This is a genomic window from Desulforhopalus sp., from assembly GCA_030247675.1.
Classification (GTDB): domain Bacteria; phylum Desulfobacterota; class Desulfobulbia; order Desulfobulbales; family Desulfocapsaceae; genus Desulforhopalus_A.
Genome location: JAOTRX010000002.1, coordinates 583682 through 604743, shown reverse-complemented (window position 1 = coordinate 604743; position 21062 = coordinate 583682). Strand labels below are relative to the sequence as shown.

19 protein-coding genes are annotated in these 21062 nt (G+C 48.9%); 4 read left to right on the top strand and 15 right to left on the bottom strand.

Annotated features, from left to right (window positions below):
* Positions 1–193 precede the first annotated feature (193 nt).
* Positions 194–1063, top strand: coding sequence for a shikimate dehydrogenase (locus tag OEL83_02685; GenBank protein ID MDK9705935.1), 870 nt, complete (start codon positions 194–196; stop codon positions 1061–1063).
* Positions 1064–1082: 19 nt separating this feature from the next.
* On the opposite strand, the gene OEL83_02680 is transcribed toward OEL83_02685, so the two are convergent.
* The 3 genes from OEL83_02680 to pspF all read right to left on the bottom strand — a co-directional run bounded on the left by OEL83_02680 (position 1083) and on the right by pspF (position 5386).
* Entirely contained in the window at positions 1083–3392 is a 2310-nt protein-coding gene (locus tag OEL83_02680; protein MDK9705934.1) for an ATP-binding protein, read from the bottom strand.
* Position 3393: 1 nt separating this feature from the next.
* Positions 3394–4179 (bottom strand): transporter substrate-binding domain-containing protein, encoded by a 786-nt coding sequence (locus OEL83_02675; GenBank protein MDK9705933.1) that lies wholly within the window; start codon positions 4177–4179, stop codon positions 3394–3396.
* A 166-nt stretch (positions 4180–4345) separates the two neighbouring features.
* Positions 4346–5386: a phage shock protein operon transcriptional activator gene (pspF, locus tag OEL83_02670; protein ID MDK9705932.1), complete on the bottom strand. Its 1041-nt coding sequence runs from the start codon at positions 5384–5386 to the stop codon at positions 4346–4348.
* A 195-nt stretch (positions 5387–5581) separates the two neighbouring features.
* Here pspF and pspA point away from each other — a divergent pair, with 195 nt between their 5' ends.
* The 3 genes from pspA to pspC are packed head-to-tail and all read left to right on the top strand — an operon-like array spanning position 5582 to position 6920.
* Positions 5582–6259 carry a phage shock protein PspA gene (pspA, locus tag OEL83_02665; protein MDK9705931.1) on the top strand — a complete coding sequence of 226 codons (678 nt, stop codon included), beginning with the start codon at positions 5582–5584 and terminating at the stop codon, positions 6257–6259.
* 44 nt (positions 6260–6303) lie between these two features.
* Complete coding sequence (locus tag OEL83_02660; protein MDK9705930.1) at positions 6304–6543, top strand: phage-shock protein; 240 nt, start codon at positions 6304–6306, stop codon at positions 6541–6543.
* Positions 6540–6920 (top strand): envelope stress response membrane protein PspC, encoded by a 381-nt coding sequence (gene pspC, locus OEL83_02655; GenBank protein ID MDK9705929.1) that lies wholly within the window; start codon positions 6540–6542, stop codon positions 6918–6920. Before OEL83_02660 ends, pspC begins: the two co-directional genes overlap by 4 nt.
* Positions 6921–7126: 206 nt before the next feature.
* On the opposite strand, the gene wecB is transcribed toward pspC, so the two are convergent.
* The 12 genes from wecB to OEL83_02595 form a co-directional block, all read right to left on the bottom strand.
* The gene (wecB, locus tag OEL83_02650) at positions 7127–8260 is read right to left on the bottom strand and encodes a UDP-N-acetylglucosamine 2-epimerase (non-hydrolyzing) (protein ID MDK9705928.1); all 1134 of its coding nucleotides are present in this window, start codon (positions 8258–8260) and stop codon (positions 7127–7129) included.
* Positions 8261–8350: 90 nt separating this feature from the next.
* Positions 8351–9241 (bottom strand): nucleotidyl transferase AbiEii/AbiGii toxin family protein, encoded by an 891-nt coding sequence (locus OEL83_02645; protein MDK9705927.1) that lies wholly within the window; start codon positions 9239–9241, stop codon positions 8351–8353.
* The gene (locus OEL83_02640) at positions 9228–9776 is read right to left on the bottom strand and encodes a hypothetical protein (protein ID MDK9705926.1); all 549 of its coding nucleotides are present in this window, start codon (positions 9774–9776) and stop codon (positions 9228–9230) included. Before OEL83_02640 ends, OEL83_02645 begins: the two co-directional genes overlap by 14 nt.
* A 177-nt stretch (positions 9777–9953) precedes the next feature.
* Positions 9954–11336, bottom strand: a complete 1383-nt coding sequence (locus tag OEL83_02635) for a TIGR03013 family PEP-CTERM/XrtA system glycosyltransferase (GenBank protein MDK9705925.1) — start codon at positions 11334–11336, stop codon at positions 9954–9956.
* A gap of 92 nt (positions 11337–11428) precedes the next feature.
* A complete protein-coding gene (locus OEL83_02630) occupies positions 11429–12412 on the bottom strand; it encodes an NAD(P)-dependent oxidoreductase (protein ID MDK9705924.1) in 984 nt (327 codons plus the stop codon).
* A 79-nt stretch (positions 12413–12491) separates the two neighbouring features.
* Positions 12492–13532 (bottom strand): glycosyltransferase, encoded by a 1041-nt coding sequence (locus OEL83_02625; GenBank protein MDK9705923.1) that lies wholly within the window; start codon positions 13530–13532, stop codon positions 12492–12494.
* 161 nt (positions 13533–13693) lie between these two features.
* Positions 13694–14884: a glycosyltransferase family 4 protein gene (locus OEL83_02620; GenBank protein ID MDK9705922.1), complete on the bottom strand. Its 1191-nt coding sequence runs from the start codon at positions 14882–14884 to the stop codon at positions 13694–13696.
* The gene (locus OEL83_02615; GenBank protein ID MDK9705921.1) at positions 14881–16059 is read right to left on the bottom strand and encodes a glycosyltransferase family 4 protein; all 1179 of its coding nucleotides are present in this window, start codon (positions 16057–16059) and stop codon (positions 14881–14883) included. The genes OEL83_02620 and OEL83_02615 overlap by 4 nt, the downstream gene beginning before the upstream one ends.
* Before the next feature lies 1 nt (position 16060).
* Entirely contained in the window at positions 16061–17242 is a 1182-nt protein-coding gene (locus tag OEL83_02610; GenBank protein ID MDK9705920.1) for an alkaline phosphatase family protein, read from the bottom strand.
* Positions 17215–18429: a hypothetical protein gene (locus OEL83_02605; GenBank protein MDK9705919.1), complete on the bottom strand. Its 1215-nt coding sequence runs from the start codon at positions 18427–18429 to the stop codon at positions 17215–17217. The genes OEL83_02610 and OEL83_02605 overlap by 28 nt, the downstream gene beginning before the upstream one ends.
* 154 nt (positions 18430–18583) lie before the next feature.
* Complete coding sequence (locus OEL83_02600; protein ID MDK9705918.1) at positions 18584–19534, bottom strand: glycosyltransferase; 951 nt, start codon at positions 19532–19534, stop codon at positions 18584–18586.
* A gap of 27 nt (positions 19535–19561) precedes the next feature.
* Positions 19562–21040, bottom strand: coding sequence for an oligosaccharide flippase family protein (locus OEL83_02595; GenBank protein ID MDK9705917.1), 1479 nt, complete (start codon positions 21038–21040; stop codon positions 19562–19564).
* Between the last annotated feature and the right edge of the window lie 22 nt (positions 21041–21062).

The window sequence follows — 21062 nt, the reverse complement described above, 5'->3', positions numbered from 1 at the left end:
GCTCAACCGGGCAAGGCGCATGCAGTCGGTATCGGCCGATCGCGGCACAAACCGGACAGGAGGAAAAGATCTCGCCATGCTGCAGCCCGCCATGGTATGAAAACCTGAACGGCAAAAGGCCGCTCCACCAGAAACGCAGAGACAAACCACCGCGCCGCCCGGCCCGGTGCACCCGGAACTAGCTATTAATACAATGAAACACCCATCCATTACCACAAAACTTGTTGTTCTCCTCGGCGACCCCCTGGGGCATTCGGTTTCTCCCGCCATGCACAACCGGCTATTTGAAAAGCTGGGCCTCGATTACTGCTATATGCCAGTGCAGGTGACGCCGGAAAACCTCCGGACGGTCTTTGCCGGCCTCACCAAGATGAACGTTGCCGGCTTCAATGTCACCATCCCCCATAAAATCGCCATCATCGACTATCTGGACGCCCTCGATCCTCTGGCCGCTACCATCGGCGCCGTCAACACCATCTGCATCAAAGACGGCAGAACCATCGGTTACAATACCGATGGGGAGGGATTCATCCGTTCCCTGCATGAGGCAGCCGGGACAATCGTCCATGGCAAACGGGTGCTGATCCTCGGCTGCGGCGGTGCCGTTCGCGCCATCGCCATGACCCTGGCCTTCCAGGGCGCGGAGAAAATTGTCATCGCCAATCGCACCATGGCCAAGGCGGAGGCCCTTGCCGCGGAAATAAACACCAGGATCGGCAACTGCGCAGTGGCCATTGCCGCAGAGCCAGAAAGTCAGGCAGAGGCTATAAAGTCCTGCGATATCCTCGTCAACGGCACCAGTATCGGCATGTACCCGCGCCAGGAAGATTCACCTATCGACCTCACACTTCTTGAAAGTCATCTGGTGGTCGCCGATATCGTCTACAACCCGCACACCACCAAGCTCCTGGCCGCCGCCCAGGCCAAGGGCTGCCGGATTGTCCATGGCATCGGCATGCTTATCCATCAAGGTGCGGCAGGCTTCAAACTGTGGACCGGCATCGATCCCCTCATCGAAGAAATGACCGAGGCGGCCTGCTCCCTATTGACCAGCAGACAATAGACGGGGGGTGCTTGTTGTCCTATCTGCCATTCGCTACCGCCAAGGCCCGATTCAGCTCCAGCAATTGGTAAGGCTTGGTAACGGCGTGCAAAAAGCCGTACCGGGCAAAATCCTGAGTTACAGCAGCCTCCGCGGCGTCACTGGCGGCAATTACCTTGACCTTGGGATCAACCTGGAGAAGATCGGCCATCGTCGCCAGACCACCTCCCTCGCCGGGAATAGCCAGGTCGAGGAGCACCGCGACAAACGGCCTGCCAGCTGCCATTGCCGCCCGGTACAACTCCACAGCGGCCTTGCCCTCATGAACCAAGCGGGTGGTATAACCCATATGCTGCAGCATGTCTCCTGCCTCTCCACCCCCTTCCCCGTCCCTGTCAATTACCAATACAGTGCCCTTGCCAGTTGGTAAAATGACAGATTTTTCCAACTGGGGCTTTTGGTCTATCGCCAATACCGGCAGATAGAGGGTGAAGGTCGTGCCTCGGCCGGGAACGGAGTCGACGGTAATCTTCCCTTCATGCCTGGTGATAATCGAATGGACAATGGCAAGTCCGAGGCCCGAGCCCTTGTTACTGTCTTTCTCCCTCGTGGAGAAATAGGGATCAAAGATCTTGTCGAGATAGGGGGCCTCAATGCCCTGCCCTTCATCGCTCAGACTGATCTGTACGTATTTACCGGGCGTTAAGCCGGCAATCTGGTCCGCCACCAATTCCCGGTTGGCAAGGCCGATGGTTATCGTCCCGCCCTCCGGCATGGCCTGATCGGCGTTCTGCACCAGAGAGACGATGACCTGGCCGATCTGCTCCTTATCCATGGAGACACCCCAGAGATCCTCGGGAATCTCCAATCGGCATTGCACCTTGCTCTTCCTACCCGCCAGGACCAATCCGGTAATGTCCCGGATCATCTCCGGCAGCGACACAGTTGCCTTCACCGGCTCTGCACCTCGCGCAAAATTGAGGAGCTTGGCCGTTAGTTCTTTGGCACGAATCGAGGCCTTCTGGGCGGCCAGGATGTGTTCATGCATCGGCCCCCCCGGTTCGGCCAGCCTCTCGGCAAGAGAGAGATTTCCGAGGACGGCAAAGAGAATATTATTGAAATCATGGGCAATACCACCTGCAAGGACACTGATTGATTCCTGCTTCTTGGTCTTTAGCAGTTCGTTTTCCATACGCACCCGCTGGGTGATGTCTTCGACGCTCCAGACAACGCCTTCAATGCCCTTGTCATTGGGCACCACCCGGCCGTGCAGCTGGCAGATGATCTCGGTACCGTCTTTGCGCTGCAGGGCAGCCTGTTTTTCGTAGTAGCCGTTTCGCAACAGCTGCGGCCTGACCTTCGCCATCATGGTGTTGTACGCCTCGGTAGTGGCGTAGAGAATCCTGCCGGTATTGCCGACAAGCTCAGCGAAGCTGTAGCCGGTTATCTTGGCTAGTTCCAGGTTGGCCCTTTTAATCGTGCCGTTGCTATCGAGAAACAAGATGCCCACTGGTGAATTATCCAGCAGGGCCTGCAGCTCGGCCCCGGTCACCGCCAGATGGCGGCTGGTCTCTTCGGCGGCAAGCTTTGCTTGCGACAGATCAGCGGTACGATCGCGGACCTTCTGCTCCAACTGTTCAAAGTTCTCCTGTAGACGCCTGGTCATGATCCGGAGATTCGTGGCCAGCTTGCCGATCTCGTCATTGGTATCGATATCGATTCGCGTCTCAAGGTGGCCGTCGGCGATCTGTTGCGCCGATTTCTCAAGTATCGCCAGCGGCCGGAAGACGGAATGCCGGAGTATCGCCAAAGACGTACTGAGAATGGCAATGATCAGCAGGAATAACAGACCGATGACGCTCAGGGTGGAGGCGAAAAGGTCCTTGTAGATCTCCGCCTTGGACATCACCAGCTGCAGTACCCCGACCGAATGGCCTTCGCGGTGGATAGGAGCGCCACTCACCAGGTAGGCCGCCATATCCTGAAAATCAGCAGGACCCTTGACCGGCAGATCCCGTTTCATCTGCTCGGCGACGACCTGGTCATCCACCAGAACCCTGGCAAAAACCACGGCATCGTTGGCAAGAATGGCCCGCAGGATATCGTTGATCGAGCGGTCATCAAGCTTCCACACCGCCTCTGGCAGCGAGGTCTCCGCCAGTTTCATCGCCTGACCCAGTTGCCGGTGCAATTCCGCCTCTTTGCGCGCGTAATTGTACCAACCGACCACCACCGAAAACACCACCAGGATGACCGCAACCACGCTGACCAGGGTCAATCCGAAACGGCGGCTGAGGCTTTTATCCGGGGACGATTTCAACAGTGCTTCTCTCTGTTTTGCTTGTACCATCTTACTGCCACTTCCTTTCAATCATCGACAACATCCCGTTGACTTCAATGCTATTTTTGCCGGAATCAAAGGCATCGAGGACCAGCAGGCCGTTCCGGTCATTTTTCCGGACCATCAGATACTCGGCTACCGTATCGAAATGACCTATGATTTTAAATTGATCGGTGCGTTTGGTCCGCATCAGCTCATAATCGTAGGGCAGTTGGTACCCCGCCACCCCGGCCAACCGGCCCTTCGCCAGCAGATCAAAACCCTGGGCAATGGTGTCGGTGGGCTCCTTTATAATCTTTTCCATGGCCTCCCAGTTTTTACCGTAGGACCAGCCCCGGACAAAACCGACCTGCAGACCGTCAAGAGACTCCAGACCCCGCCAGACTATCGTGCTGTCGGCTCGGGTGTAGATAACCATCTTGATCTCATCGACATAATTTTTGGAAAAGGCATAGGCCTTTTCCCGCTCAAGGGTATGGTTGGCTGGGAATATGCCGTCGACTTTGTGCCCGGCCAGGTAGTGCATTCCGCGTTCCCAGGGGACGACATAGAGGCGGATGGAATAGCCCATGGCATGAAAACTCTCCCGGACGACATCCCAGCCATAGCCTTGAAGCTGTTTGGAATCGGTGCCCGGAGGAATATCTTCGACCGCTATGTTCGGGGCATTTTCCTTGGGAAAACAAAGGGGGGCAAAATCGGTTAAGGTGGCCAGGCTTACTGTCTTTTCACCGCTGTAACATACCCCGGCGACGAGCAACAGAAGAAAGATGCTCGAAAGAATATGTCTGATCATTCTACCCTCCAGAAGCAAACAGGTTCCCAGCAGGCTCCGTGCCTTTCCAGGACAGCCGGACTCGGACAAAAGTTACAAATATGTAGCGTGACTCCTTAAGATCTAGCATGAAAAACGGCGGAAAACAAATTTTCCCCGCCGAAACTTCCCAGATGACAAAGGCATTTCAAGGTACCCCATCACCTGCGAAAACGGCAAGCCGGTACTTGCGGATCTTGCCCCGCAGCTGATCATAGGTCAAGCCCAGCTGTCCTGCCGCCTGTCGCTGATTATAGCGGCAGGCGGCAAGGGCCTGCCGCAACAGGGAAATCTCCAGATCTTCCACCAGCTGCTGCATGGTTCCGGGCGATGAAGGTCTGGAGGCAGGTGTATTTTGTCCCTTGTCTTCTTCCTGCGGACAACCAGCGGGCAGCGCCCCATATGGCGAGACAAAAGGATCGAAGGTGATATCGGCGATGCTTCCTCCCTCGGCACGGTAGACCGCCCGCTCGACGACATTTTTTAATTCGCGGATATTGCCCTTCCAGCTGTAATTGGTGAGCTGGCCGGCAGCCGTTGACGTGAAAACGGGAATACCGGTCCTGCCGAGCTCATAGGCCATCCTGGTTGCGAAGTGGTTGGCAAGGAGCATGATGTCTTCACCTCGATAGCGCAAGGGGGGCAGAAACAGCACCTCAAAGGACAGGCGATCAAGGAGATCCCTTTTAAAATCTTCCCGTTCAGCGAGCATCGCCAGGTCGACATTGGTGGCCCCAACGATGCGCACATCGACTTCAACCGGCAAAGAGCTGCCCACCCGTTCGAAGGCGCCGTACTCAACGACGCGGAGGATCTTTTCCTGGGCCTCCATAGGGATCGAGCCAATCTCATCGAGAAACAGGGTACCGCCGTCGGCCGCCTCAAATCGCCCGGTCTTGCGCTTGTCGGCGCCGGTGAAAGCGCCCCTTTCGTGACCGAAGAGTTCGGCCTCGATCAGCGAGGGAGAAAGCGTCGCGCAATTCAGGGTGACAAACGGCCCCTGCCAGCGCTTGGAAAGGAAATGCAAACGGTTGGCCGCCAGCTCCTTGCCGGTGCCCCGCTCACCAATGAGCAGCACTGGCCGGTCGACCGGAGCCACGCGCGAGAGCTTCTCCTGAAAATCGAGAAAGACCTCGGATTGCCCGAGGGCCTCGGTTCGGGTGGCACTGAAAACCTTGTCGTTATCCATCACCTCTCACATAGTTGGCTATTTTGACCGCCTATTAGTATTTTTAACTATTTTCTTGCCATATTTACCATATACACCAAGGATGTCAACGCGCCAAGGGCATGATTTTCCATTATTTTAATTTTCCGTCAATCCAGGCATGGTTCCTGCTTTAGTAATGGCAAAGACCAACAATCTACCCACATGGAGGACATCATGGGAATTTTTACCCGCTTTAGAGACATAGTCAGCGCCAACATCAATTCAATGCTCGACACCGCGGAAGATCCGGAAAAAATGATCAAGCTGATGATCCACGAGATGGAGGATACCCTCATCGAGCTGAAAACCTCTTGCGCAGGGGTCATTGCCGGCCAAAAAAAGGTTGAAAGAAAGCTGGAAGAGATCAATGCCAAGACCGAGCTGTGGAAAGATCGTGCTGCCCTGGCGGTCGCCAAAGGTCGCGATAATCTGGCCCGCGAGGCCCTTGTCGAAAAACGGCGGTTTGCCCATATCGGCGAATCCCTCGAAAGCGAACTGAGCGAGTACCGCGGCCTGATTGAGAAATACCAGGAAGACATCGTCGAGCTGGAAAATAAGCTGAACAGTGCCAAGGAGAAGAAGCGGGTGCTGGTGCAGCGGCATAAAAGTGCCACCGGCAAGAAACGCGCCCAGGAAGAGATCCGCCGAAGTACCAGCAGTGACACCATCGCCCGTTTCGACAAGCTGGAGAGCCGGATCGAACAGATGGAGGCCGAGGCGGAACTGGTCAATGCCGGCAGGAAACCGACCATCGACGAGGAGTTCGACAATCTCGCCGGTGACACCGAGATTGAAAATGAGCTTGCCAAGATGAAGGCCGCTCAATACAGTAATAAACAAGAAACCGCCTAAGCTCAATACCATACAACACAGCACCACCCAACGGAGAAACCATCATGCTGAGTATTATTACCGTCTCCATAGTCTTCGGCTCAATCGTCGCCCTGGCTGCCCTGATCTGCGGGACTGTGTTGATCATCCTCAAGGCGCGAAAAGGCTGCCAGGGAGCCGGTGACAGCGAGGAAACCCGGATCATCCAGGAAATCTACCAGAGCCTGGAACGCATGGAAGAACGGATCGAATCCCTTGAAACCATTCTGACGGAAGGTCAGAAAAAGGATGGATACACTAAATGACAGACTATTACTTTAAACAGGGCGGAATATATCGCGCCAGAGACGGGGTCTTTCTCGGGGTATGCAAAGGGGTAGCCAACTACTTTGATTTCTCGGTGTTCTGGGTACGCATGGCGCTGGTTGTGGTCTTTATCTTCAGCGGCTTCTGGCCGGTCATCGGCGTCTACCTGGTGGCGGCCTTCTTTATGCGGCCGGAACCGGTGCGACCCATCACCAGCGACGATGAGCAGGCATTTTACGACAGCTACGTCCACTCACCGCGCAGCGCCGCCCAGCGGCTGAAGAAGAAATTTCACGAACTGGACCGGCGAATCCGCCGCATGGAAGACAAGGTCACCGGCAAGGAATACGAATGGGAGCGGCGTTTTAACTCTTAGGACCGGCCGCTGCTAACCGGGAAAAAAGGGGCGCTCGCTGAAAAGCGGCCGCCCCTTTTGTCTTTCGGGAGGTTTATTCCATTTCTAAATCAAGATGAGAACGAAGCTGCAAGCGAGCAGCGACGAGACAGTACAGTTTGGTACGGCGAGAAGCCGCACAGCGCCACAGCTGAAGTAATTGCTTGATTTAGAATTGGAATTATTCCCTACTCCCCCACCCCCAACAGAATCTCGACGATACGCCGCGCGGCCTTGCCATCGCCGTATGGATTGTGCGCCTGGCTCATGTTCTCATAGGCCTGTCTGTCGGTCAGTAACAGGCTGGCTTCCTTGACTATTTTTTCTTTATCGGTGCCGACGAGCTTGACGGTGCCGGCCGTTACCGCCTCCGGCCGCTCGGTGGTTTGGCGCATCACCAGCACCGGCTTGCCAAGGGACGGCGCCTCTTCCTGCACCCCGCCTGAGTCGGTAATGATCAGATGCGACCGGCTCATCAGATACACAAAGGGCAGGTAATCGATCGGTTCAATCAGGTGAATGTTGGGTATGCGACCGGCCCCGAGATTTCTCCGCACCGGCTCCTGTACCCGGGGATTAAGGTGCACCGGATACAAAATTTCGACGTCTGGGTGCTTGCCGGCAATATCGGCCAGGGCCAGGCAGATGTTTTCAAACCCTTCACCAAAATTCTCCCGCCTATGGCCGGTGACCAGAACAAGCTTTTTATTCGGGTCAAGAAAGGCAAACTGCCCTTCAATAACGGTACGCAAGTCACCCGGACCCCGTAGCTTTTCGACCACTCCAAGAAGGGCGTCGATGACCGTGTTGCCCGTCACAAATACCGATGATTCCGGCACACCTTCAGCCAGCAGATTGTCCCTGGCGGCACCGGTCGGGGCAAAATGGAAATCTGCCAGGCCGCCGGCGATCTTCCGGTTCATCTCCTCCGGAAAAGGTGCGAATTTATCAAAGGTCCGCAATCCAGCCTCAACATGACCAACCTTGATGCGGCAATAATAGGCGGCAAGGCTTGCCGCCATGGTAGTGGTGGTGTCGCCATGAACAAGGACGATATCCGGCCGCTCTTGCTCCAGCACCGGCTTCAGTCCCTTCAGGACACTTGCGGTAACGTCAAACAGATCCTGCCCGGGCTGCATGATATCGAGATCATAATCGGGAACAATGGCAAAGAGTTCCAGCACCTGATCAAGCATCTGTCGGTGTTGTGCGGTAACACAGACACGGCTTTGTATGGCACCCGGAAACTTTTCAAGCTCCTTGACAACCGGGGCCATCTTTATGGCCTCCGGTCGCGTGCCGAAGATGGAGAGGACTTTTATTGTCAATTGAATTTCCTGTTTTTATACCGCAAGGGCATACGTTTCGTTTAAACAGACAAACTGCTCAGCTCAGCTTTAACTACACCATTGTCAAAAGCTGTATCCCTCAGACTCGCCCCGCAGGATTCGAGCCACATTTTCACACTCACCTCGAACAAGGTCGCTCAAAAATGGCCAAAAAGACCCATTCTCAATAGTCTGTTTAACGATTTGCGCAGGTAGAAATCGTCGCATCTCACCTCTAAAGTCTTCGCCGATCGCTGAGTCTTTTTCCAGAAGTGCTGCCCGTTCGTCTAAAACGTGCAGAAAATCAGCTACACTCGTCTGTCGATCCAGAATCTTTTTCTCAATTAAATCATTGGGCAAAACGACCCCCTGCTGCTTGAGCCAAGCGATATCCCAAAGATCACGATTTTTTAGACGGTTGGGCCTCAGAGCAAAGGCTATCATTTTATCCGCCAATATTTCTTCGCGACTTTCCGCCTGCAAAATAAGGCCCGATGTGCCCATTTCCACCTGATATATATTTCGCAACATCAGAGGCCGGCGATCATAACTGGGAAGTGCGCAGATATCGATATTGATCCCCTGAACCGGCAGCATTTTTCTGGCAGGCTGGGTAACAATTCTCATCTTCCAGGTATCAACATTTCCAGTTTCTTTTTCCGGCTCCTCTACCGTTACATCAAGACCATACTTTGCCTCCAAGCGCTGCACCAACACCCTACCAAGATCGCACAACATTTCACGCTTGAAGTTTTTTCCGCCGGTAAAGTCAAGGTCTTCGCTTAAACGGTTAGATCCATAACAAGCGCGCAGACACGTGTCACCAATAAAAGTCAAATTGTCTAGCAATCCACAGGATGACATCTCCCGCAAAATATCGTGATGCAGAAGTTCCTTTTCAACGACCGTGCGGAGAGCAACAAGGTCACTCTGGTTTCTCAGCGCCTCATTGACAAGCTGATCAAACAGATTCATTCACAGCCTCCCAATCTACAAGATCGGTATTCCTTCCAGTTGCCCGCATGTCTTTCATTGCAAGATTGACCGATGCCCGCCATAAGCGACAACGGGAGTCATAGATCAGGTGGTCGACTAAATCCGCCGGTTTTTTCTTGGTGTGGATATACTCGATTTGGCCAAAGGTACCACAATTGATGGTCTGACTGCGACCGGAAGACATGAGGGTGATCCAGCTAATCGGCACCTGAGAAATAACCCCGGCATCACTGAGCACAGTTTCCAGACTGAGATAATTAAAACAGTGGGCGCGTAGCCGAGCAGCCGCATGAAACAGAAGCAACCCGCCGCTCTGGCCGACCTGTGGATACAAATAGAGGCCGTAACAGACTCGCTGGAGCAAGCCTACCTGCACACAGCGGCTCAATAATGCTTTGAACGCCCCGGAACTCTGCCCCGGGATAACGCACCGCAAGTCGGCGAGAGTAAAAAGGCAGTGTTGGTCATCCGCCAGCAAGGCCAGCGTATTGGCAAGTTGTTTAATAGGTTGCATAGGGCTGTATTGGTACTCGAAAGGTTACACTTATTGTTACTTTACGAGTACCAACGACCATTACATATGTCAAATGAAAACCTGCTCAGCCGGATCAGAAACTGGTCGACAGGCCTGGCTATAGCGCTACTGCAACAATTGACATTTGCATTCAACTCCCGGCCATGCCGGCCGTTTTTACCGAGCGCCCTTTCCGCAGAGGACGGTCTTAACGGTATTGAAAACAATGACGAAATCGAGGGCGATGGAGAAATTCTTGAGGTAGTACAGGTCGTACTCAAGTTTTCTGAGGGCGTCTTCCTTCGAAGCGCCATAGGGATAGCAGATCTGTGCCCAGCCGGTGAGGCCAGGCTTGATGACATGGCGGATGCCGTAATAGGGGATCTCTTTCACCAGTTGCTCGACGAAGACCGGCCGTTCCGGCCGAGGTCCGACAAAACTCATCTCGCCCTTGATGACATTCCAGATCTGCGGCAATTCATCAATCCGCAACTTGCGGAGAATCGAACCAAAGCGGGTGACCCGGGCATCATTTTTCGAAGCCCATACCGCCCCATCCTTTTCGGCATCCTGGCGCATGGAGCGAAGTTTTATCAACTGAAACGAGGTACCGTACTGGCCAACACGCTCCTGCGTGTAAAAGGCAGGTCCCGGTGATTCAAGCTTGATGATCATTGCCGAAAGCAACAGGATAGGAATACTCAGCGGCAACAGCAGGCAGGAGAGGCAGATATCCGCCACCCGTTTCAGCGAACGCTTCAACCGCGAAAGGCCAAACCCGCCGGAGAAGATAATCCAGCTTGGATCAACACGCTCAACCAGGATCTTGCCGGCAATACGTTCGTAAAAGCTTACCCCCTGTTCAACAATTATCCCTCGTAATTTACATTGCAAAAGTGTCTGCACGGGCGTCGAACCTCGTCTATCCTCCGGTGCCACAACGATTCGATCCAGACTTTTTAAAGATAAAGCATCACTCATGTCTTCAAGCTCTGGAAAGACAGGAACCTTATTAGGATTATACTGCGGCTCCTCCTTGCCGACAAAGCCGAGGATTTTATAGCCGGAATCCCTCCTGCCCTCGACCTCTCTGGCAATAGCACAGGCCAGTTTGCCGGTCCCGATGACAATAGTAGTTTGGACAAAAAGTCTTTTGCGCAAGATGTAGTAATAGAATGACCGCCAGAGGAAGACCGTCACGCAAATCATCAAATAGCCGGTCCAAAATACCCGGGTGGATATCAATAAATCCGGCAGAAAATAATACAGAACAGCGAGAACGATGCATCCAACACCGAAAGCTTGGGTGATTCTTGTCACCGTCTCCGGCATTGATATGCCTGAGTTCAAGTCATAGAGATCAAAAAAATACAGACAGAGCTGAAAGATAATGGTGACCGCCATGGCCTGCCTGAAACAGTCAAACAGGTCGATCCAAAAGATGACGTTGCCTTTGAAAACCCAGTTGACCAACATGATCGACAGGAAGATGAGACAACCTTCACCTAAGAAAAAGCTCAGGTTTCTATTGGAGTAATATCTATTAAAAAGAGTCGGCATTGCAGGATCTCAAGTTCCTCATCGGTAAATACGGCCCTGATGAGAAGGCCAGCACACATCTAGGAACAATACGTACCCGGATAAAGGCGGCATCATTCTCCCTCCACCCCACTTCGGCTATTCCCAAACTCATGCTGCAAAAATTTCTCAAACCCCTCCGCCAGCGGCACCGGTGGATGAAAATCATAGCTCAGCAATGCCTCGATGGGAATGACTGTGTCGGCGCAAAATTTTTTCACTCGAATAGAACTTATCGGAAATTTCCTGCCGGTAATCCGCCCCAACAAATCAAAACATGCGCCACCGGCCAAGCCAGCCAGATACGGAATGCGCACAGGCAGGGAAGCATCCTTGCCCAGATAGGTACGAACCAATCCGACAAGCTGGTTCATCGAGAGATCAGGTTTATCGGCGTAGTTGAATACATGCAGGCCATTGCTCGCCTCCTCTCCGACCTGCTGCAAGAACGATGAAATATTGGCAATATACGCCATTGATTTTTTATTCTTGCCATCGCCGACCATAATGAAGCGGCCAGAGGTGATCTGCTTTACCAGATTGTAGACATTACCACGATTTCCTTCACCAAAGACGACCGTAGGGCGCACGATCGTCAGGGAACATGCAGGATTCCCTTCAAGCCATGTCTGCAAAGCCTTTTCGCCCTGGAGCTTGCTGTGACCATAGTCATTGAACGGCCTGGGCGGTGAGGTTTCACTGGGTTGCCCGGCGTTCAGGCCATAGATGGCGACACTGCTGGTAAAAACCAATCGGCAAACGCCGTGAGCCTGGCAAGCTGCCGCAAGATTTTCCGTCCCTCCGACATTTACATCGTAATAGAGTGACACTGGTCGCACATCATCACGATGCTCGGCTGCTAGATGATATACCAATTCGACTCCCTGAACTGCTGACAGCAGCGCCTGGCGATCACGAATATCGCCAACAAGGCATAACTCAGGGTATTTTGTACTCGGAACCTTATCAAAAATGCGCACCTGATGGCCACTCTTGAGCAGATCGCCTACAAGATGTGTTCCGATAAAGCCGCTACCGCCAACAACTAAAATTCTCATAACCAATAAACCTTCGTCAACATATCTGCCATCCGTTGCCACACGCACCAGCAGCCACTATTGAACCCCTTGTACTAAGTCAATGCTTCCTGATGGGTTCCCATCGGGAAAAATCCTCACCTCTGATAATTTCCATAGCTGCCAGCATGGGTGAAAACACTGCGAATACCAGCCGGGAAAACCTCTTCTTCCCGAGACCAACTATGAGCAGGGCTGCTACGCCGAGATAAACAGCGGCAAACCAAGGCCAGATCCAGGCAAAGGCAGCCATAATCATAACGATCCAGAGAGGCAGCGCCCAGCGATTAACCTTGTGCGCAAACACTAGAACAAATAAGGAGGGCGATTTGACAAGCCTCGGCAGCAGACGCTTGACGACATCCATGCCACCGACAATAACACGCTTCCGACGCAATATTTCGGTCTCTTCGTCAGTCTTCTCAGAAGAAACCAAAAGAGTATCCACCTGCATAGACTTCGATCCCTGCAAGAGGATATTCAGCGGAATCCACAGGTCATCAGCCATGACTCCCTCTGGAATCTTTGTATATAGTTCTTTTCTAAAGGCGTACAACATACCGGTAACGACAATCAGCTTGCCAAGACTGGACTCAGCTCGCCGGATCTGATCCTCAAGGTTCCAGTAATACTTCTGGTTGCCTATCTCCTGTCCATAGAAGTTTGGGACACATGACAAACAACCGAGCTGACTATCGAACCGAAAGGCCTCGACAACAAGATTAATGGCATTCTCAGGAAGCAGGATATCAGCATCGGTGGAAATGATGACCTCACCGCGAGCAAGGGCAACGAGCTTATTAAGTGTCTGACACTTGCCTTCGTTGGCAAAGGTGACCATGCGCCAACGCGGATCGCCGATTGCCCGCAACGCTACCTCGGCAATTTCCACCGTTCTGTCAGTACTGCCGTCTGCGCCGATGATTACTTCGTAATCAACCTTGATATGTTGCAGGGCCTGGCGTAGATTCTCGATTTTTTCGGCAATATTCTTTTCCTCATTATATGCCGAAACGATGACCGAGATGCTCAGATTCGGTAATACTTCCCCGGTTTTCTTAGTTCTGGAAAGGTACGATAACACCCGGAGAAGCGGTGCCAAGAAGAAATTCCCGGAAAGAGAAAATATCCCTAAAAAAATCAAAATGATGCAAACAATTGTCAACAGCTTGGCTTCCAAACGTGTCCCCTAATCATTTTTTCACCCTACAAGCAATATACACCTTCTTGATTCTTTCTAATTCAATAACAAAAAATCCCCGTTCAGGACAATAATTTACTGAAATACCCAAGCATTTTCTCTCCAATACGGCGCCATCCATACAAGCTTCCAGCAAGTTGAACGGCATTCTCACCCAATTCCCGACGCAACGATTCGTTGCGCAACAGGCAAATGACTTTTTCGGCAAAATCGCTTGCTTCATCGGCAACCAGCAATTCCTTGCCATGCCTGCAGATAATCCCCTCACATCCCAATGTCGTCGAAACCACGGCTTTTCTCATAGCGAACGCCTCAAGAATTTTCAGTCGAGTTCCACCGCCAAATCGCAGGGGAACAACATAAACCTGAGCGTCCCAAACATATGGCCGCACGTCATCTACCGTGCCAGTGACACGTACCCCGGGTCTTTCCTTTAATCTTATCACATCAGCGGGAGGATTCTTACCAACAATATCAAGGCAGATTGACGGAAACTCATTTTGTATTTGCGGAAAGATTTCAGTGACAAAATACAAAATCCCATCACTATTCGGTTTCCAGCCCATCATGCCGACAAATACCAGCCGTAACTTTTCCAAGTGCTCTGCCGGAGCCATATGGAAATACTCAAGATCAACGCCATTTTCCAAAACCACGGCGTTCTTTGCCCTATACTTGTCGGTATAAAAAGCCCTATCCTGCTCTGAGACGGCCAGGATTAAATCAAACTTTCGCGTAATTCTCCCCTCATACCGAAGCATTTGGCGAAAATTCCAGAACAGCAGGAGCTTCTTTAGCCGATGACTTTCGACATTCATCAGCCGTTCAGCAATCTGAGCCTCGACATTGTGCGCGTCAAGTACCTTGGGTTTTCGCTGTCCGGATGAAACACACTGGGCCATATGCATATGCTCGCAGTAAATGACATCATGTTCCGGCACCAAGGAATCGATCGCCCTGCGCATTCTCCTGTCTCGATACTTAGCGACCGTCACCGGCAAACCAAACAAGACGCCAAGGATAAAATCCCGCAAGCCAACGGAATTATCAATACGAGGTAAAAGGATAGGAACGAGCTTAACTCCCAGATCGGTTATACACTTGAAGTACTGCTCTTCACCCTCAGCACCATAGAAGGTGGCAAGCGTAACCTCATGTTTTTCCGCCAAAGCCCGCATCAATTGAAACGCCCTGATTTTGGCGCCGGTATCCTGGGGGTACGGCAGCCTTGTCGAAAGAATCAGGATCTTCATACCCGCAAACCCTTTTCCCGGCAGAGGTCCATGTACAGTTCTTCGGTCTCCCGAATTTGACGTTCGATGGAAAACCTCTCAAGCATCAGACGACGGCCATTTTCTCCCATCCGGCGCATTGTATCCCTATTCTCGATAGCAAAGAGCATGGCATTCGCAAGCTCTTCAGGATTTTTGGCCCTTACCAGCAGGCCAGTACTTCCAGGAATCACCAATTCCGGAGTCCCGTCAACCGCTGTGGCAATGACCGGCTTTTCCATTGCCAAGGATTCGATAACGCACAGCGGCAGCCCTTCGTACAATGAAGGCAGAACCATAACATCTACCATGGACAAATACCCCGGCATGTCCTTCTGAAAACCGACAAAAAAGACCTGATCGGCAATAGCATAGTCATGGCACTGGCGGCAAAGTGGTTCTTGCAACTCCCCATCACCGACGCATACAATTATTGTCCTTACCCCCCGATCCTTGAGAAGCTTAACAGCCTGTATCAGATACACATGGCCTTTCTGATGGTTGAGCCTGGCAAAAACACCGAATACATATTCCTCCGCCCCAATGCCTATTGCTTGCCGTATCTCGCCCCTTCGGTTTATCTTTGCAGGCTTGAAATTGGCGAGATCCCTTCCGTTCTGCACGACTACAATCTTTTCCGGAGTAATGCTCTTTATGGAGACGAGGTCACGTTTGCAGGCATTCGATACGGCAAGTACCTTATTGAGCAATCTATAGAAGATCCTGTCTATGATAAAAGAATGCCTGCGCAAAAACCCCTTGCCTAAGCGCCATTTTTCGAGAAGATGCGTGGTTTCGAGCAGGACCGGCACCCCTGCCAATTTCCCGAGCGGCGCATAGTAGAACGTGGCGATAAACATATGGGTGTTAACGATATGGATCTGAAACCTTTTCAGGAACCGATAAAAGTCAACTGCCCCGCGCCAATCGCGCATATTGTGAATTCGTAATGGAATCTTTGTTGTATCAACCGATTGCAGATCATCTTCGAGGGCGGCAAGTAGCTTTGGAGGGGCAACGATGAATGTCTGAAACCTTCTCGCATCGACGCCTTTCACCAATGACAACACATGCTCTTCAACGCCGCCTCGCACTTCAGTAGGAAGTATATAGGCGATACGAATCCGTTCCGGCATATGCTTTGAGAACATAGCCATTCTACCGCGACCTTACTCGATCAACTTCACTCCGCATGACATGATATAGATCGACAATCGATTCGGGTTGGTAATCGGCCACCGAGGCAAGGTAGGAACCGTTGGAATGCCTGTCATCAGGATGGAAGCCATGCATACCAGCAGGGCAGTGCGAGCCAAATAAATTCGGGAAAATCAGTGTCCCCGGATGCATGAGAAAGATTAACTGTCCATACCGGCCATCCGGGAAGTACGTTCGCATCGCCTGGAGTTCTTCCCTGCTGAGGAGTTTTCCCTCGGGACAGTCCTTCAGGGTCGCGGCGATCTTTTCCAGGGCGAGCGGATTGTCACTCCAGAATCGTGCCATGGTGGAATCAAAGACTGCGAGGCAATCATTTTCCAGATCGATTTCATTGTTTCGCAGTATTCCTATGAGATCAAATTGCTTAACAATGGGAGCCATGCCATGGTCAGAAAAGACAAAAACGCGTACATCTTCGGAAATAGCCTTCGCGTCATCAATGATTTTCCGGATTCTTTCTTCATACCAGGTGATTCTATCGGCAACTTCACCAGGCCGGTCAGCATACCTATGAAGAAAGGCATCAAGCTCAGGCAGATAGGCAAAGTATACGAGGCTTCTATCATCATGCAGGTCACGCTGCAGGCAGTCAAAGGCCTGTTCGTCGGTATAATCATGGTAGGAGTAAATCTTATGCGGGGTGTGGGTTTCTTCAAGGTAGTCGATAATCGTCGAACAACCATCGATGCCGCCCTTGCGGTAAATATTGTACTTTTCACAAATGTCGAACAGCCAGAGCTTTCTGGTAGCCACATACCCTGAGAAGTATCCATCGGCCTTGACCAATCTTTTAGTAATCAGAGTTATCAGCTTTCGGGTCACTCTGTTTTCAAGCAGTGTATCAGGAAGAAAGTGCAGGTATTTTGTCCAGCGAAAAGGCGAAGTGAGCGGTGACAGAAAGAGCAGGTTCCATCTGCCATGCTCATCAGGATATTTACCGGTTAAAATTGTGGGAATTGCAGAGGAACTGAAACCGAAAATGGTCTTAACAGGCTGACGATGTCTAAAGTGATCATTTAAAAAAGGTTTATCGGCGAGCCATTCCCAACCCATCGCATCGATGAGAAAAAATAAAACAATCGGCCGCCCTCCCATTATACGCTCCTGATGAATTTGTCCCATGCATCAACCACGGCAGCTATCGCTTCGTTTTGATCGGTTGCATACGCTTTCGTCGGAAGATAATCCATCACCTTCTTTAAATCACAACCTTTCTCCTGGTCCAGGCTGAAGTATATCTGAGCGGCAGCACAATAGATGAGCATCTGCGGAGGCCCGAAAAAAAGCAATTTGAAAATCTTCAAGAACGATATTGGTTCACCTATTCTCCATGCAATTCGGAAGAATTTGAGCCATCCACGTATGCTGGCTTTTAGTGAAAAGTTATTCAAAATAACTGAATAACTTTCGCTTATTGATTTCATTTCAGTATTCCTTGAAAGAAAACGGATCTCCCACCGCCATAACTGACGCACATATTCCACAGAGCTACGGAACAGGCCATTTATTTGGGCATGAGACATTCCGGACATGCTAAGCTCTTTCGTTGGCTGCAGCTTAAAACGGGTCATTTCGCCCAGGCGCTCCAAAAAAATGGTCAACATGCTACCTTCAATAAAGCAATCTTTACCGCTCATTTTGGAAAATTTTTCATGTCGCAGGAAATAAGAGGGTTCATACTCTCCGGTAATGACGAGAAAAGACCCAGCCATGTCCATATACAATTTCACAAATGGATAATATGCATTCAGGCCGGTTAGGTCACCGGAAGAGAGTTTTGTTATAAAGAACAATTGCTCAACTATTCTATTACAAAGAAGATAGAAAGCATCTATCTCAGGAATTTTAGACGTTGTAAGTACAGGGATTTCACAGAGGATACCTGGATCTCCATACACGACCTTACCATTAAGAAAAAGCTCGTAATTGAAGATGGTCGGCCTCGCCCTTCTCAGGAAATTTCGGGCGACAGGTGAGAATTCGATAGCACAATGGATATTTTGTTCCCGCAATGAGGCCTCCACCTCCCTCGCAATCGTATCAAGTATAATTGCCGTATTACCCAGATCTGTTCCCTGCTTTGTGACAACAATAAATTCCATATCACCCAAGACAAAGACTCCGACAGAATCCTCGATGAAGACAGAGCCCTCACCTCGGGAAAAACTACCTGTCAGGATAACCGATATAACAGATCCATACTTTTCTGTTAAATTTTCAAGAGAAGAAATACAATTCAAAAGTATTTTTTTTGCAAATTCATTTTCGACAACTTCAATACACAGAGAATAGATAGGCGTAATTTGCATTTGAATTATAATAAGAGATTAATTATGAGGAGACTATTTGTGCTCAAACTGTTGATAAATTACATGAATGTTTTGTACATTCATTTTTTAAAGGCGGTGGATAAGTATAAACATCCAAGTAATGCTAAATGTCTCTTAGTTTGTTCTCCGGACTTTATTCAAGAAGATCTAAAATCTTATTTCTAAACACTTGGGGACTAGCTTGAATCCAAGCTCGCTTTTTTGCTTCCAATCCTATTCTATTACGTAGCTCTTTATCACTCATTACTTGTTCAACACAACATCTCAGAGATTCTACATCTGCATAATTTAAAACAAAACCAGAGAGTTCATGTACCATATAGTCAGGAGCGCCTAGCGGCTCGGTAACAATTACAGTTTTCCCCATAGCCATGGCAGTCGTCCAAGTCATCATTCCTGTAATTCTCATGGGTTCAGGTTTTATTGGAACCACAACACAAGAAGCATTAGCCATCGCTCGATAATATTCTTCGGAACTTGAATGCTCAATAGATACATTTGAATTCCAGGGTATTATGATTTCTTTCGTGAATATTTTCACAATATAAGGTGTGTCTTTTAGTGCAGCAATTAATGTATCCCAATCACGAGATTGGTATCCGCCTGCAAAGATATATCCACCATCTTTTGTTTTAAACAAATTCCTTTCATCAAAAGGAGCATGTACCAACTTAAATTTATCAATTTTAATTTTATATTGAAGTGAATATCGACGAATCTCTTCAGTAGTAAAACAACATAAATATCTACTCCCTTGTGCGGCAAGTCTATTTAAATATCCATGCTTTACCTTTGGCCATTCAACATCAGTTAGTACAATATTTCGTTTCAATCTTAGTATTTTCGACAACACAGGAACCCACAATCCATATCGACCAACTGCAATGCTACTGAATTTTGGTGTCTGCAACAACATTTTACAAGCAAACCAAAACTGAAACCAACGACGGATTATATTTTGCAGGAAAATTGGAAAACGAGCAACGCGAGAATTTACGAACCCACGCTCATTTATAATTTTGACATCGTCACCCCATGAGCTTTCTGAATCAAAAGTAACGGTACGACAGACATATTTATTCATAGAAATAACAAGGGAACAATTAAATTTTTATGAATTTTCACTGAATATTTTTCTATTTGAAATTATCAAATATATTTCTCTTTCTAATTCCCATTTTGTAGCTATACCGTGAACAAGTATACACAAAAGAGGCGATATAAATAATTTTGAAAAAAAAGTGAAAATGCTAACATTCAAAAATTTATCAAAATATATTATGGAGATTATTGGCAAAACCGCTATTACAGGCAACAGAGTCATAATTAGATTTTTAAATGATAAAATTAAATCTTTTAAAATAGTATTAAGGTAGACGCAATATTGTACCAAGCAAGCTAAAGTGACTGATATTGCGACACCTTTGAGTCCATAAAGATTTATTGCTGGATAAATTAATGCGATTTGTAATATTACTGCTGCAATATTTGCCCTTAATACTATATTGGGTTTACCCATTGCCATACAAGTGGTAACAAATCCTTCTTGAATCATTCTTAATAAACCATATAGACAAAATATTCTTAAAACCGAAAGTGATTCAATCCATTTCTCAGTACCCGATCCAAGAATTACAACTATGAAATCTCTAGATATGACAAATAAGGTTACATAAGCCACTGCACCAATAAATGCACAATATTTTAGGACTTTCAAATATCCCTGCCTTATAAGAACAATATCATTATTAATTCTCGAGAAAAGAGGAAACACTACGGTTTGTATTGTAGAATAAGCAAGTCCACATAGTATTGACGACCAATTAAATGCTAATGAGTAGAAACCTAGACTTGCTGATCCAAGGACATATCCAACGACAAAATTATCAGAACTAACTAAAACCTGTATTAAAACCTTTGAAAAAAAAACACTGCCCCCAAAGGAATAAATATAAGAAGCAAAGTTCTTTTCGAATGTGAATATAATTGGTATTGGCTTTGCGAAATTATATAAAATAATGTTTAAAATGTTATTAATAATAGTTGCTAAAACTAAACTCCAATAACCAAAACCGCAAAAAGCCAATATTACTGTGATAACAGTAGTAATTATCGTTGAAATAGTGTTGATTTTATTAATCGTCTTGAATTCGACATTTCTTACTAATAGCACATTTGGCAGAAGCCAGAACGCAGATATTATAAAACTAATGGAACTGATCTTGATTACATTTATTATAGCTTCGTTATTCATAAGAAAAACAGAGAATGGTGCCAAAAAAAATGCTGTTCCTGATATTAAAAGGCCCAAACCGAGTTTGATAAATAGTGCAGTAGATAACTCTTTATTATTCAATGTCTTTTTTTGAATTAGCGCAGAATTTACCCCAAAATCATTGAAGCTTAAAAGCAAATTGCTTATAATATTAGCAAAACTAAATATTCCAAAATCGCTCGCAGTGAGTAAACGTGTTAAAACTATGTTGCCAAATGCCTGAACAATAGAACCAACTGTTTTGCCTATAAAGTTATATGAAATATTCTTAACTGCCTTTTGCTTTATTTCAATTATTTGAGCTTTTGTATTCATGTCTTGAGTAAAATTCTATCGG

Bases quoted from the DNA above. Each gene is read 5' to 3' on its own strand.
- OEL83_02685 (MDK9705935.1), top strand. From the start codon at position 194: ATGAAACACCCATCCATTACCACAAAACTTGTTGTTCTCCTCGGCGAC.
- OEL83_02680 (MDK9705934.1), bottom strand. From the start codon at position 3,392: ATGGTACAAGCAAAACAGAGAGAAGCACTGTTGAAATCGTCCCCGGAT.
- OEL83_02675 (MDK9705933.1), bottom strand. From the start codon at position 4,179: ATGATCAGACATATTCTTTCGAGCATCTTTCTTCTGTTGCTCGTCGCC.
- pspF (MDK9705932.1), bottom strand. From the start codon at position 5,386: ATGGATAACGACAAGGTTTTCAGTGCCACCCGAACCGAGGCCCTCGGG.
- pspA (MDK9705931.1), top strand. From the start codon at position 5,582: ATGGGAATTTTTACCCGCTTTAGAGACATAGTCAGCGCCAACATCAAT.
- OEL83_02660 (MDK9705930.1), top strand. From the start codon at position 6,304: ATGCTGAGTATTATTACCGTCTCCATAGTCTTCGGCTCAATCGTCGCC.
- pspC (MDK9705929.1), top strand. From the start codon at position 6,540: ATGACAGACTATTACTTTAAACAGGGCGGAATATATCGCGCCAGAGAC.
- OEL83_02645 (MDK9705927.1), bottom strand. From the start codon at position 9,241: ATGAATCTGTTTGATCAGCTTGTCAATGAGGCGCTGAGAAACCAGAGT.
- OEL83_02640 (MDK9705926.1), bottom strand. From the start codon at position 9,776: ATGCAACCTATTAAACAACTTGCCAATACGCTGGCCTTGCTGGCGGAT.
- OEL83_02635 (MDK9705925.1), bottom strand. From the start codon at position 11,336: ATGCCGACTCTTTTTAATAGATATTACTCCAATAGAAACCTGAGCTTT.
- OEL83_02630 (MDK9705924.1), bottom strand. From the start codon at position 12,412: ATGAGAATTTTAGTTGTTGGCGGTAGCGGCTTTATCGGAACACATCTT.
- OEL83_02620 (MDK9705922.1), bottom strand. From the start codon at position 14,884: ATGAAGATCCTGATTCTTTCGACAAGGCTGCCGTACCCCCAGGATACC.
- OEL83_02615 (MDK9705921.1), bottom strand. From the start codon at position 16,059: ATGGCTATGTTCTCAAAGCATATGCCGGAACGGATTCGTATCGCCTAT.
- OEL83_02610 (MDK9705920.1), bottom strand. From the start codon at position 17,242: ATGGGACAAATTCATCAGGAGCGTATAATGGGAGGGCGGCCGATTGTT.
- OEL83_02605 (MDK9705919.1), bottom strand. From the start codon at position 18,429: ATGCAAATTACGCCTATCTATTCTCTGTGTATTGAAGTTGTCGAAAAT.
- OEL83_02600 (MDK9705918.1), bottom strand. From the start codon at position 19,534: ATGAATAAATATGTCTGTCGTACCGTTACTTTTGATTCAGAAAGCTCA.
- OEL83_02595 (MDK9705917.1), bottom strand. From the start codon at position 21,040: ATGAATACAAAAGCTCAAATAATTGAAATAAAGCAAAAGGCAGTTAAG.